A 12,078-nucleotide genomic window follows, 5' to 3' on the forward strand; every position below is an offset into this window, starting at 1 on the left:
CACCTGTTTTTTACCTTCCAGTCACTCTGGTTCGCCCCTGGTAAGCCGAAAGGCTTCTGCCACTGTGAGGCAGGCTTTCTCTTGAGAAAGACAGCGCGGATCTTGTACTGGCTCATCCCAACCCACGTGACCTTTGGTAGGGGTCACCACTAGGAGAGGAGGCGCCATGCCAACTATTACTCTTCCCGATGGCAGTCAACGTTCGTTTGATCACGCCGTATCCGTAGCTGAAGTCGCCGCCTCTATTGGTGCCGGCCTGGCCAAGGCCACCTTGGCCGGCAAGGTCGACGGCAAGCTGGTCGACGCCTGCGACCTGATCACCCACGACGCCACCCTGCAGATCATCACCCCTAAAGATGAAGAGGGACTGGAGATCATTCGTCACTCGTGCGCCCACTTGATCGGCCACGCGGTGAAACAGCTGTACCCGACCGCCAAGATGGTGATCGGCCCGGTGATCGACGAAGGCTTCTATTACGACATCGCCTATGAGCGCCCCTTCACCCCAGAAGACATGGCCGCCATCGAAAAGCGCATGCTGCAGCTGATCGAGAAGGATTACGACGTCGTCAAGAAGATGACCCCGCGCGCCGAAGTCATCGACGTGTTCAAGGCCCGTGGCGAAGATTACAAGCTGCGCCTGGTCGAAGACATGCCGGATGAACAGGCCATGGGCCTGTACTACCACGAAGAATACGTCGACATGTGCCGTGGCCCGCACGTGCCGAACACGCGCTTCCTCAAGGCATTCAAGCTGACCAAGCTGTCCGGCGCCTACTGGCGCGGCGATGCCAAGAACGAGCAGCTGCAACGCGTCTACGGCACCGCCTGGGCTGACAAGAAGCAGCTGGCCGCCTATATCCAGCGCATCGAAGAAGCCGAAAAACGCGACCACCGCAAGATCGGCAAGCAGCTCGACCTCTTCCACCTGCAGGAGGAAGCCCCAGGCATGGTGTTCTGGCACCCGGACGGCTGGACCGTCTATCAGGTGCTCGAGCAGTACATGCGCAAGGTTCAGCGCGATAACAACTACCTCGAAATCAAGACCCCGCAGGTCGTTGACCGTATTCTGTGGGAGCGTTCCGGCCACTGGTCCAACTACGCCGAGAACATGTTCACCACGTCGTCGGAAAACCGTGACTACGCGGTCAAGCCGATGAACTGCCCGTGCCACGTGCAGGTGTTCAACCAGGGCCTGAAGTCGTACCGCGACCTGCCGATGCGCCTGGCCGAGTTCGGTGCTTGCCACCGTAATGAGCCGTCCGGCGCCCTGCACGGCATCATGCGTGTGCGTGGCTTCACCCAGGACGACGCGCACATCTTCTGCACCGAAGATCAGGTGAAGAAAGAAGCCGCCGACTTCATCAAGCTGACCCTGGACGTCTACAAGGACTTCGGTTTCAGTGACATCGCCATGAAGCTCTCGACCCGCCCAGCCAAGCGCGTGGGCTCTGAAGAGCTGTGGGACCGCGCCGAAGGCGCCCTGGCCGATGCCCTGAACGAGTCTGGCCTGGAGTGGGAATACCAGCCGGGCGAGGGCGCGTTCTACGGTCCGAAGATCGAATTTACCCTGCGCGACTGCCTCGGCCGTAACTGGCAGTGTGGTACCCTGCAGTACGATCCGAACCTGCCAGAGCGTCTGGACGCCAGCTACATCGCCGAAGACAATAGCCGCAAGCGCCCGGTAATGCTGCACCGCGCCATCCTCGGTTCGTTCGAACGCTTCATCGGCATGCTCATCGAGCATTACGCGGGTGTGTTCCCGGCATGGCTGGCGCCGACCCAGGCAGTGGTCATGAATATCACCGACAAACAGGCCGATTTCGCCCTTGAGGTTGAGAAATCTCTGAACGGTAGCGGTTTCCGTGCCAAGTCGGACTTGAGAAATGAGAAGATCGGCTTTAAAATCCGCGAGCATACTTTGCTCAAGGTCCCGTACCTTTTGGTTATAGGGGACCGCGAAGTCGAAACGCAAACCGTCGCTGTGCGTACTCGCGAAGGCGCAGACCTGGGCTCCATGCCCGTCGCGCAATTCGCTGAGCTCCTGACACAAGCGGTTTCCCGGCGTGGTCGCCAAGAATCGGAGTAATGACTATTAAGCGTGAAATGAGAAACGATAAACGTGCTGTACCGAAGGCCCCGATCAACGAGAATATCTCGGCCCGCGAGGTTCGGTTAATTGGCGCAGACGGCGAGCAGGTTGGCATCGTCTCGATTGATGAAGCGCTGCGTATCGCTGATGAAGCGAAGCTGGATCTGGTGGAAATCTCTGCAGACGCGGTACCGCCGGTCTGCAAGGTCATGGACTACGGCAAGCACCTCTTCGAAAAGAAGAAGCAGGCTAACGAAGCCAAGAAAAACCAGAAGCAGATCCAGATCAAAGAAATCAAGTTTCGTCCAGGGACGGAGGATGGGGATTACCAGGTAAAACTACGCAACCTGGTACGTTTCCTTACCGATGGGGACAAGGCCAAGATCTCTCTGAGATTCCGTGGTCGTGAGATGGCCCACCAGGAGCTGGGCATGGAGCTGTTGAAGCGGGTTGAAAATGACCTGCTTGAATACGGCACCGTTGAGCAGCATCCTAAGATGGAAGGACGCCAGCTTATGATGGTCATCGCCCCCAAGAAAAAGAAGTAATCTCCCGGGCACGGCAGGCCTGATGATTATGTGTAATTTTATCGAATGCGGAGTTCCAACATGCCAAAAATGAAAACCAAGAGCGGTGCTGCGAAGCGTTTCCTGAAAACAGCTTCGGGCTTCAAGCACAAGCACGCTTTCAAGAGCCACATCCTGACCAAAATGTCGACCAAGCGTAAGCGTCAACTGCGTGGTAGCAGCTTGCTGCACCCGTCTGACGTCGCGAAAGTCGCGCGCATGCTGCGCGTTCGTTAATTCTGGTCAAAGATAGAGGAAGTTACTCATGGCTCGTGTAAAGCGCGGCGTTATCGCTCGTAAGCGTCACAAAAAAATTCTGAAACTGGCTAAAGGTTACTACGGTGCACGCTCGCGCGTATTCCGCGTAGCCAAGCAGGCTGTCATCAAGGCCGGTCAATACGCCTACCGTGACCGTCGCCAGAAGAAGCGTCAGTTCCGCGCACTGTGGATCGCTCGTATCAACGCCGGTGCCCGCACCAACGGTCTGTCTTACAGCCGTCTGATTGCTGGCCTGAAAAAGGCGTCGATCGAAATCGACCGTAAGGTTCTGGCCGATCTGGCAGTGAACGAAAAAGCGGCGTTTGCTGCGATTGTCGAGAAAGCTAAAGCCGTTCTGGCTTAAGTACCCGCGACAATCACCCGGCGGCGCTAGCGTCGCCGGGCATTGAACGTCATCGATAGGGGAAGAGCCTTCAAAGCTCTTCCCCTATTTTCGTATCTGGAGTCTGTACATGGAAAACCTGGATGCGCTGGTCTCGCAAGCCCTTGAGGCCGTAGAGCGCGCTGAAGACATCAATGCCCTGGAACAGATCCGGGTTCAATATCTCGGCAAGAAAGGCGAGCTGACCCAGGTGATGAAGACCCTGGGCAACCTGCCAGCCGAAGAGCGGCCAAAAGTCGGCGCGCTGATCAACGATGCCAAGGAACGCGTCACCGAGGTGCTCAACGCACGCAAGGCCGCCTATGAAGAAGCCGAGCTCAGCGCTCGCCTGGCTGCCGAATGCATTGACGTGACCCTGCCAGGCCGTGGCCAGACCACCGGTGGCCTGCACCCGATTACCCGTACACTCGAGCGCATCGAGCAGTTCTTCACCCACATCGGCTACGGCATTGCCGAAGGCCCAGAGGTCGAAGACGATTACCACAACTTCGAAGCGCTCAACATCCCCGGCCACCACCCGGCGCGGGCGATGCACGACACCTTCTATTTCAATGCCAACATGCTGCTGCGCACCCACACCTCGCCGGTGCAGGTGCGGACCATGGAGTCCAGCCAGCCGCCCATTCGCATTGTCTGCCCGGGCCGCGTCTACCGCTGCGACTCGGATATCACCCACTCGCCGATGTTCCACCAGGTCGAAGGCCTGCTGATCGATCGCGATATCAACTTCGCCGACCTCAAGGGCACCATCGAAGAATTCCTGCGCGTCTTCTTCGAAAAAGAACTGGCTGTGCGCTTCCGCCCGTCGTTCTTCCCCTTCACCGAGCCGTCCGCTGAAGTCGACATCCAGTGCGTGATGTGTTCTGGCAAAGGCTGCCGCGTCTGCAAGCAGACCGGCTGGCTCGAAGTCATGGGCTGCGGCATGGTCCACCCGAACGTGCTGCGCATGTCCGGCATCGACCCTGAAGAATTCCAGGGCTTCGCCTTCGGCATGGGCGCCGAGCGCTTGGCCATGCTGCGCTATGGCGTCAACGATTTGCGTCTGTTCTTCGACAACGACCTGCGCTTCCTCGCGCAATTCCGCTAGGTCAATGCCCGACGCAACTTTCAGGAGAACAGCATGAAATTCAGTGAACAGTGGCTGCGCGGTTGGGTAAACCCGCAAGTCTCCCGTGACGAACTGGTCGCCCGCCTGTCCATGGCCGGCCTCGAAGTCGACAGCGTGACCCCCGCTGCCGGCCAGTTCAGCGGCATCGTCGTGGGCGAAATCCTCGCCACCGAGCAACACCCGGACGCCGACAAGCTGCGCGTCTGCCAGGTCAGCAACGGCCAGGAAACCTTCCAGGTCGTCTGCGGCGCCCCCAATGCGCGCCCGGGCATCAAGATCCCGTTCGCCATGATCGGTGCCGAACTGCCAGGTGACTTCAAGATCAAGAAGGCCAAGCTGCGCGGCGTCGAGTCGTTCGGCATGCTGTGCTCGGCGGCCGAGCTGCAGATCAGCGAAGAAAACGACGGCCTGCTGGAACTGGCGGATGACGCCCCGGTTGGCGAAGACATTCGCCAGTACCTGAGCCTGGACGACGCCAGCATCGAAATCGGCCTGACCCCGAACCGCGGCGACTGCCTGTCCCTGGCCGGCCTGGCCCGCGATGTCAGCGCCCTGTACAACGTCCCGGTCACCCGCCCAGTCGTCCCGGCTGTACCGGCTGCCCACGACGAAGTGCGCCCGGTCGAAGTGACTGCCCCGGCTGCCTGCCCACGCTACCTGGGCCGCGTTATCCGCAACGTCGACCTGTCCAAGCCGACCCCGCTGTGGATGGTCGAACGCCTGCGCCGCAGTGACGTGCGCAGCATCGACGCCGCCGTCGACATCACCAACTACGTGATGCTCGAACTCGGCCAGCCGATGCACGCCTTCGACCTTGCCGAAATCAACGGCGGCATCCGCGTCCGCATGGCCGAAGAGGGCGAAAAACTCGTCCTGCTCGACGGCCAGGAAGTCGCCCTGCGTGCCGATACCCTGGTCATCGCCGACCACACCCGCGCCCTGGCCATTGCTGGCGTCATGGGTGGTGAGCACAGCGGCGTCAACACCGAAAAAACCCGCGACCTGTTCCTCGAGAGCGCTTTCTTCGAGCCGATCTCCGTTGCTGGCAAGGCCCGTTCCTACGGCCTGCACACCGATGCCTCGCACCGCTACGAGCGCGGCGTCGACTCGCAGCTGGCCCGCGAAGCCATGGAACGCGCCACCGCGCTGATCCTGGAAATCGTCGGCGGCGAAGCCGGCCCGATCGTCGAAGCCGTCAGCGAACAGCACCTGCCGAACGTCGCCCCGGTAACACTGCGCGCCGAACGCATCACCCAGATGCTTGGCATGGAGCTGGAAGCCGCCCAGGTCGAGCAACTGCTCAACGCCCTGGAGCTGACCACCACGGCGAACGGGGCAGGGCAGTGGACCATCAACGTCCCAAGCCACCGCTTCGACATCAGCCTGGAAGTCGACCTGATCGAAGAGCTGGCCCGCCTGTACGGCTACAACAACCTGCCGGTCCGCTACCCACAGGCGCGCCTCGCGCCCCAGGGCAAGCCGGAAACCCGCGGTGACTTGCCGAACCTGCGCCGCCTGCTGGTCGCCCGCGGCTACCAGGAAGCCATCACCTACAGCTTCATCGACCCGAAGTTGTTCGAGCTGTTCACCCCTGGCGTCGAGCCGCTGCTGCTGGCCAACCCCATCTCCAGCGACATGGCCGCCATGCGCGCGTCCCTGTGGCCGGGCCTGGTCAAGGCGCTGCAGCACAACCTCAACCGCCAGCAAGACCGCGTACGCCTGTTCGAAAGCGGCCTGCGCTTCGTCGGCCAGCTCGGTAACCTCGAGCAGCAACCGATGATCGCTGGCGTCGTCACCGGCAGCCGCCTGCCAGAAGGCTGGGCCAACGGCCGCGACGGCATCGACTTCTTCGACGTCAAAGCCGACGTGGAAGCCCTGCTGGGTTACTCTGGCGCGCTGAGCGACTTCACCTTCAGCGCCGGCAAACACCCCGCCCTGCACCCAGGCCAAACCGCCCTCATCGAACGCGACGGCAAGCCCGTCGGCCACCTCGGCGCCATTCACCCCGAGCTTGCCAAAGCTCTGGGCCTGGATCGCCCGGTGTTCCTGTTCGAGCTGGTATTGGGTGAGGTGGTCGAAGGCCGCCTGCCGAAGTTCAGCGAACTGTCCAAGTTCCCAGAAACCCGTCGTGACCTGGCGTTGATTGCAGGACGTGATGTAGCTTCTAACGCGGTGCTTGAATTAATTCGTGACAATGCAGGCGAATGGCTCACAGACCTCAGGCTGTTTGATGTCTACCAAGGTAAAGGCATTGATCCTGATAGAAAAAGCCTGGCCGTCGGCTTGACCTGGCAGCATCCATCGCGCACTCTTAACGACGATGAGGTGAACGTTACCCTGCAAAATATCCTCACCTCGCTCGAACAAAGGTTGAACACCACGTTAAGGAAATAACGGCATGGGTGCTCTGACGAAAGCTGAGATGGCCGAAAGGCTGTACGAGGAGCTGGGGCTTAACAAGCGTGAGGCCAAGGAGTTGGTCGAGCTGTTTTTCGAAGAAATTCGGCACGCACTTGAAGAGAACGAGCAGGTCAAGCTGTCCGGTTTCGGCAACTTCGACCTTCGCGACAAACGCCAGCGGCCGGGCCGCAACCCCAAGACAGGGGAAGAGATCCCGATCACCGCTCGCCGCGTCGTCACCTTTCGTCCAGGGCAGAAGTTGAAGGCCCGGGTTGAGGCCTATGCTGGAACCAAGCCATAACGACGAACTGCCCCCCATACCGGGCAAACGCTACTTCACCATTGGTGAAGTCAGCGAGCTTTGCGCGGTAAAGCCGCACGTACTGCGGTATTGGGAGCAGGAGTTCCCTCAGTTGAACCCCGTGAAGCGGCGGGGGAATCGGCGGTATTACCAGCGGCAGGACGTGCTGATGATCCGCCAGATTCGAGCGCTGCTGTATGACCAGGGGTTCACCATTGGCGGGGCGCGGTTGCGGCTCTCCAGTGATGAGGTGAAGGATGAGTCAAGCCAGTACAAGCAACTGATTCGGCAGATGATTGTTGAGTTGGAGGATGTGTTGGTGGTGTTGAAGAAGTGATCCGCTCCGACGAATGGAATTTTTTTTGAGAAAAAGCTTTCATTTATCAAAAGGTTAGGGTAGATTCTTCAACGTTCTCAGCGGTATCGAGAATAGAGTCGGGGCGTAGCGCAGCCCGGTAGCGCACTTGCATGGGGTGCAAGGGGTCGAGTGTTCGAATCACTCCGTCCCGACCAAAAAACTCCAAAGAATCCAGTCACTTAACGGTGACTGGATTTTTTTATGGCTATGGTTTTTTGCGGTGAATTCATTTTTGCCCCACTTTTTGCCCCACCGCGAAATCTCTTGAGTTTGTTGGCTTGTTATTGGTTCCTCTTAGATTGTCTGACCTTCAGCCAAGTGCTTACTCAGGGTTTCGCGTGAAAATCAGGTGTTACCAGGTGGTGTACGCCTTTCAGGATGCGTCTATCGGCTGCTGACAATGACCGCGTGGCGGTCTGATCAATGCAGTTTTTAGGGCGACAACAAGGCTGGCTTATCCAGTCCGAGTATCCGAGTCCATGTGCCACTGCTTCAGCTCCAGACCCTGCTGAGCAAGCCAGGCTTTGAAGGCGGCGTAGTCCTCGTCGAAGTCTGGCTCGTCGGGGTGGCTCCACCATCCGTCTTGGTCGCGCTCGACTGCCACACGTTGGATCAGCTTGATTCTTCAGGCATGACGTTTCCTTAAGCTGATGAATTCAGCTTTCTTTGGGAATAAGCCAGGGGGTTTGATGGTCTATATGGCAGACGGCCAGCAAGACCCTACTTAAACGAAAGTGGGCTGCGCGCGTTATGAGGAAAAATTAAATGCTTAATGCCGACCAGAAATATCGTGCATATCAGCTCCTAAAGGAGCTTGATAAGACGACTTCGTTGCTCATGAATCGTGTGGCGTACAGCCATGGCGCAAAGTTTTGCTGGAGTGAAGATCTCGAGTCTCAACGCAAAGCCTTTGAGGACTGGATGCATTTCGCTAGAACTATAAGCGACGACTTGTGAAGATTTCGGAGAAAATTATACAAGAATATAAAAAATGTACAGCTTTTAGCCGATTGTCAGTTTCAGTTCTCAATTTTGCGATTTCGGCTTGTCTGTCAGGATATCTTCGTTATTTTTGGTTTCTAGTAAGGAATACCAGATCAAATTTAACGGAGGACTTATGAGAACTCGAGGACAAGCGTATTGGGATTGGGCAGACCCGAGTCTTCACCACCGCTCCCATGACGAGATCCTTGACGATGGCACTCAGATTGATGTGCAAGTCAGGTTATCTCGCACAGGCAACACGCAGATGTTCATCGGTGTCTATGCTCAATCAGGTATTGCATTGTACGAACAGGCTTTCGACTCCCGGCCCGGAGAGTCAATGACCAGAGCGCTGGCTTGGGGTGTGGGACGTGCTCGCGGATTCGCTTGTGAGCCATCTTCCACCAAATCTACGTCAGCTTTGGCAAGAAGGTAGCGGCAGGACGTTCGGAGGACAGACCAATGTCATCAGCCAACGAAGTGGAAATTCAGCTTGAGCAAGCGTTGCTCTCAGTACTTGCGGCAGCGGACCAGTTGGGGGTTGACCCGGAAGACCTGCGACTCGTAGCCATTGGCGGCATCTTGGGTCACGGCTCGTGGAGCTGGGTGGATAACGACCAGGCGCTAGGTACCGTTGCAGTCCTGAATCGTGCTGCGGAGACCTTGGAGTTACATTAGGTGGCGCATAGATCCCATTTCATGGCAGGAGTACAGATGTGCTCCTGCCTGCATTTTCGCTACAGGATAGCGTGCGGCTGGAGAGCGAGACCCTTCACGGCCTCGCTGTAGATGAACTTGATCTTCTCCCACGGGATCGTGTGGCGCTGAGCATATTCACCCTCGCCATTGCAGATCTCGCAGCCCTCTGCTGGCTCGTCCAGTTCGAGGCATTCAGGGCATTCGCGGGTTACCTCCAGCCTGAACTCGCCAAGCAACAGGGCTTTGGCTCCATTCTCGGCGGTGAGCCGCTTGGGCATCAGGCAGTATCCGTCAGGGATGGATACCAACGGCCCAACAGGGACCATCGCCAGCCCAGTCGCCGCCGCATCCCTCTCTGCCTCTTCTTTGGTCCACCAGAAGGCAGTACCAACCATCCAGGCTATAGGCTCGGGGTGGGGCTGCGGGGCTTGCTGGCCGTAGCTCAGCACGCACAAGTGGTCGGGCAGGCCGTAATGCTTTTGCACATGGGTGATAGTCCGGCGTGCAACCGTGCCGGTGTAGTCCCGGCCATCGTCGATCTCGCGGAGCAGAACGGTGTCGCCGACGGCGAACTCACGATCTGAGCAGTCCCGGATCTCGCCCGTCTTCAGGCCGCTGAGCAGGTCCGCCAGCGGGGTCTGTCGAATCTTCAGTTCGTGCTCGCGGGGCGCGCTGACCATCTCGGTGTTGCTGGATCGGTTTTCTGTGGGCATGGGGATACCTCGGAGCCAGGCCAAAGCCCGGCTACGCTGAATTGTGTCGTGGGTTGAGGAGGGTTGGAGATGACTACGAAATTCATCTGCCAGAACTGTGAGAAAGAAACGGACGTCGATTTGCAGCACGATGAGGCACTGGACCGGGAGGTTTTCTACTGCCAGCAATGCGGGGCTAAGCATTTTGCGGTGATGGAGTCCCGTGCCCCCGGCGGTCCGGTAGAAATGCAGTTCCGACTGGTCGAGGACTAGGCCGCTGCCGCCTGCCGAACAGATGTGCGCCACGGATCGTTTGCCCGGGCCAGCGCAGCCATAGGCGGCGGGCTGACGCTGTTGCCGCACATGTGCACCTGCTCAGTCTTGGTGAACGGCTTGCCGTCGGCGCCCTTGTCGATGATGTAACTGGCCGGGAAGCCTTGGGCGCGGTAGAGCTCGTGCGGCTGTAGCATGCGCAGGCAGATGTCGACGATCACATACGGGGCACCCTTCACGAAGACAGTGACCAGGCCCAGGCGGTCCTTGGTAGTGATTGTCGGCGCTGGCGCGTCTGCGGCACTGGTGTTTTCAGTGCCGTAGTAGCTGATAAGGAACGCCGCGACGCGCAGGGCGCCTTCTTCATGTTCTGGCGACAGCTTGTACTCGACCAGGGCGTGATGCTCGGCGCCGGCTGTCATGGTCGCCACCGGGTCATCCACTGCGCGGCCCACGCAGTTGCGGCGCAGCGTGGCCAGGCTGGCCGTTACCAGGCGCTGCTGGCTACCCGTGTTGGTGACGGTACTCATGGGGTCATCCATGCTACGGCCTGGCGTGGTATTGAAGCCGCCATTGGCCTGCTCCATGAAGGCGGTGACCAGCGCTCGGTGGTTCTGCGTCATCAGCGTGCCCATGGGTTGGTCGGCTGGCGCTGGCTTGCCGGCGTACACCGGCCCACCTGCCCCGATCATCACCGGGCTGGCCATCATCAGCTCCCCGCGGTTGGCGGCGGTAACCGTGGGTAGCGGTTCACCCGGGTCGTTCACCCGGACAGTGCCCTGATGGGTTGCTTGCAGAATCACCGCGCTCGACAGCGCATGCTTCACGCCGCCGGCGACGACTGTGCCCAACGGCTGATCCAGGCCTGGAACTCGCGGCTGTTGGCCGGCACGCTCGCCGTATCCGGTCTGCACCAGGGTAGGGCTGGCCACGGCGAATGATCCGCCGCGTGGCCACGAGGTGACCGTGCGCAGAGGTTCGTTGGCAGACTGGGCCAACTCTCCTGACCAGTTAGCGATCGGCACAATGAATGGCTGCGGATTGTCCAACACGAACTTCTTCATGCCCTTGGCCACCCGGCGCAGCGTTGCGGCCGCCAACTCCTTCTTGCGGCCAAAGATGCTTTTGCTCGGCACGCTCCAATCAATGCAGTCGGCAGCGGTTCGCCACTTCTGCTGGCCCTTGACTGGGTTCTTGGCGTGGGTCGGCTCTGGCCACACGATTGGCTGGCCGTCGCAGCGGGCGATCATGAAAAGGCGCTCGCGGCTGGTTGGGGCACCGAAGTCACAGGCCTTGATAATGCGCCACTCCACCTGGTAGCCCATGCCTTCGAGAAGTTGCACGAAGCGGCGCCAGGTAATCCCCCGGCGCTTAGGGTTTGGGACCAGGAACTGTTGGTGCACCGGCACACGTTCGCCCGATACCGCCACAGTGCCGTCCAGCTTCATCACCCGGCCGGTGGCCTTGTCGCGCTTAGCGATCAGTGGGCCCCACTGCAAAATTTGCTTCACGTTCTCCAGGCTGATCACCCGGGGATTCTTCATTCCAGCCCACTTCAGGCCGATCCACGAAAGGTTGCGGATCTCGCGCTTGCGCGGCTGGCCGCCGGCGGCCTGGCTGTGGTGGGTGCAGTCGGGGCTCATGTGGAACCAGCCGACCGGCCGGCCCTGGCATTCCTCGTCGGGGTCGCCTTCGAAAACGTCAGTTGTGAAGTGGCGCGCAGCTGGGTGGTTGGCGGTGTGCATGCTGATGGCCGCCGGGCTGTGATTCTTGGCCACTGTCACCGGCCTGCGCAGGCCCATCTCCAGCCCGGTACCGGCACCGCCACCACCGCAGAAGAAGTCGACCACGATCTCATCGTCTTGCGGATCGAAGCCAAGGCCGTACTGGGTTTTGAAGTCGAGGGGGTTCTTTTTCTGAAATGCAGACATGGGCGGTCCTCGC

At 59.4% G+C, this 12,078-nt stretch carries 13 protein-coding genes and 1 tRNA gene; 12 read left to right on the top strand and 2 right to left on the bottom strand.

All coding sequences use genetic code 11. The annotated features are described in order from the left end of the window. Window positions 1–166: 166 nt before the first annotated feature. The 11 genes from thrS to HU764_RS08360 all read left to right on the top strand — a co-directional run bounded on the left by thrS (window position 167) and on the right by HU764_RS08360 (window position 9,148). Window positions 167–2,089, top strand: coding sequence for a threonine--tRNA ligase (gene thrS, locus HU764_RS08315; RefSeq protein WP_186679974.1), 1,923 nt, complete (start codon window positions 167–169; stop codon window positions 2,087–2,089). Next, window positions 2,089–2,640 (top strand): translation initiation factor IF-3, encoded by a 552-nt coding sequence (infC, locus tag HU764_RS08320; protein ID WP_016487884.1) that lies wholly within the window; start codon window positions 2,089–2,091, stop codon window positions 2,638–2,640. The genes thrS and infC overlap by 1 nt, the downstream gene beginning before the upstream one ends. Before the next feature lie 60 nt (window positions 2,641–2,700). Continuing rightward, complete coding sequence (gene rpmI, locus HU764_RS08325) at window positions 2,701–2,895, top strand: 50S ribosomal protein L35 (protein ID WP_008100408.1); 195 nt, start codon at window positions 2,701–2,703, stop codon at window positions 2,893–2,895. Window positions 2,896–2,923: 28 nt separating this feature from the next. Beyond that, window positions 2,924–3,280 carry a 50S ribosomal protein L20 gene (rplT, locus tag HU764_RS08330; protein WP_003250671.1) on the top strand — a complete coding sequence of 119 codons (357 nt, stop codon included), beginning with the start codon at window positions 2,924–2,926 and terminating at the stop codon, window positions 3,278–3,280. A gap of 109 nt (window positions 3,281–3,389) precedes the next feature. Then, complete coding sequence (pheS, locus tag HU764_RS08335) at window positions 3,390–4,406, top strand: phenylalanine--tRNA ligase subunit alpha (protein WP_027596148.1); 1,017 nt, start codon at window positions 3,390–3,392, stop codon at window positions 4,404–4,406. 33 nt (window positions 4,407–4,439) lie between these two features. Then, a complete protein-coding gene (pheT, locus tag HU764_RS08340) occupies window positions 4,440–6,821 on the top strand; it encodes a phenylalanine--tRNA ligase subunit beta (protein WP_186703283.1) in 2,382 nt (793 codons plus the stop codon). 4 nt (window positions 6,822–6,825) lie between these two features. Beyond that, window positions 6,826–7,128 (top strand): integration host factor subunit alpha, encoded by a 303-nt coding sequence (gene ihfA / locus HU764_RS08345; RefSeq protein WP_003250679.1) that lies wholly within the window; start codon window positions 6,826–6,828, stop codon window positions 7,126–7,128. Beyond that, window positions 7,109–7,465 carry a MerR family transcriptional regulator gene (locus HU764_RS08350; RefSeq protein WP_008100384.1) on the top strand — a complete coding sequence of 119 codons (357 nt, stop codon included), beginning with the start codon at window positions 7,109–7,111 and terminating at the stop codon, window positions 7,463–7,465. Before ihfA ends, HU764_RS08350 begins: the two co-directional genes overlap by 20 nt. Before the next feature lie 99 nt (window positions 7,466–7,564). Beyond that, window positions 7,565–7,641: transfer RNA gene (locus tag HU764_RS08355), tRNA-Pro, on the top strand. Window positions 7,642–8,603: 962 nt separating this feature from the next. Next, a complete protein-coding gene (locus tag HU764_RS27595) occupies window positions 8,604–8,906 on the top strand; it encodes a hypothetical protein (RefSeq protein WP_225935624.1) in 303 nt (100 codons plus the stop codon). 26 nt (window positions 8,907–8,932) lie between these two features. After that, a complete protein-coding gene (locus HU764_RS08360; RefSeq protein ID WP_086975761.1) occupies window positions 8,933–9,148 on the top strand; it encodes a hypothetical protein in 216 nt (71 codons plus the stop codon). A gap of 59 nt (window positions 9,149–9,207) precedes the next feature. On the opposite strand, the gene HU764_RS08365 is transcribed toward HU764_RS08360, so the two are convergent. After that, the gene (locus HU764_RS08365; protein ID WP_186703282.1) at window positions 9,208–9,882 is read right to left on the bottom strand and encodes a DUF3850 domain-containing protein; all 675 of its coding nucleotides are present in this window, start codon (window positions 9,880–9,882) and stop codon (window positions 9,208–9,210) included. 69 nt (window positions 9,883–9,951) lie between these two features. On the opposite strand from HU764_RS08365, the gene HU764_RS08370 reads away from it, so the two are divergent. Beyond that, window positions 9,952–10,134 carry a hypothetical protein gene (locus tag HU764_RS08370; RefSeq protein WP_186703281.1) on the top strand — a complete coding sequence of 61 codons (183 nt, stop codon included), beginning with the start codon at window positions 9,952–9,954 and terminating at the stop codon, window positions 10,132–10,134. Here HU764_RS08370 and HU764_RS08375 read toward each other — a convergent pair. Beyond that, window positions 10,131–12,065, bottom strand: a complete 1,935-nt coding sequence (locus HU764_RS08375) for a DNA cytosine methyltransferase (RefSeq protein WP_186703280.1) — start codon at window positions 12,063–12,065, stop codon at window positions 10,131–10,133. The genes HU764_RS08370 and HU764_RS08375 overlap by 4 nt on opposite strands. Window positions 12,066–12,078 lie beyond the last annotated feature (13 nt).

Source organism: Pseudomonas kermanshahensis, assembly GCF_014269205.2.
GTDB lineage: Bacteria > Pseudomonadota > Gammaproteobacteria > Pseudomonadales > Pseudomonadaceae > Aquipseudomonas > Aquipseudomonas kermanshahensis.

Coding starts and splice junctions, on each gene's coding strand:
- thrS (WP_186679974.1), top strand. CDS start 167: ATGCCAACTATTACTCTTCCCGATGGCAGTCAACGTTCGTTTGATCAC.
- infC (WP_016487884.1), top strand. CDS start 2,089: ATGACTATTAAGCGTGAAATGAGAAACGATAAACGTGCTGTACCGAAG.
- rpmI (WP_008100408.1), top strand. CDS start 2,701: ATGCCAAAAATGAAAACCAAGAGCGGTGCTGCGAAGCGTTTCCTGAAA.
- rplT (WP_003250671.1), top strand. CDS start 2,924: ATGGCTCGTGTAAAGCGCGGCGTTATCGCTCGTAAGCGTCACAAAAAA.
- pheS (WP_027596148.1), top strand. CDS start 3,390: ATGGAAAACCTGGATGCGCTGGTCTCGCAAGCCCTTGAGGCCGTAGAG.
- pheT (WP_186703283.1), top strand. CDS start 4,440: ATGAAATTCAGTGAACAGTGGCTGCGCGGTTGGGTAAACCCGCAAGTC.
- ihfA (WP_003250679.1), top strand. CDS start 6,826: ATGGGTGCTCTGACGAAAGCTGAGATGGCCGAAAGGCTGTACGAGGAG.
- HU764_RS08350 (WP_008100384.1), top strand. CDS start 7,109: ATGCTGGAACCAAGCCATAACGACGAACTGCCCCCCATACCGGGCAAA.
- HU764_RS27595 (WP_225935624.1), top strand. CDS start 8,604: ATGAGAACTCGAGGACAAGCGTATTGGGATTGGGCAGACCCGAGTCTT.
- HU764_RS08360 (WP_086975761.1), top strand. CDS start 8,933: ATGTCATCAGCCAACGAAGTGGAAATTCAGCTTGAGCAAGCGTTGCTC.
- HU764_RS08365 (WP_186703282.1), bottom strand. CDS start 9,882: ATGCCCACAGAAAACCGATCCAGCAACACCGAGATGGTCAGCGCGCCC.
- HU764_RS08370 (WP_186703281.1), top strand. CDS start 9,952: ATGACTACGAAATTCATCTGCCAGAACTGTGAGAAAGAAACGGACGTC.
- HU764_RS08375 (WP_186703280.1), bottom strand. CDS start 12,065: ATGTCTGCATTTCAGAAAAAGAACCCCCTCGACTTCAAAACCCAGTAC.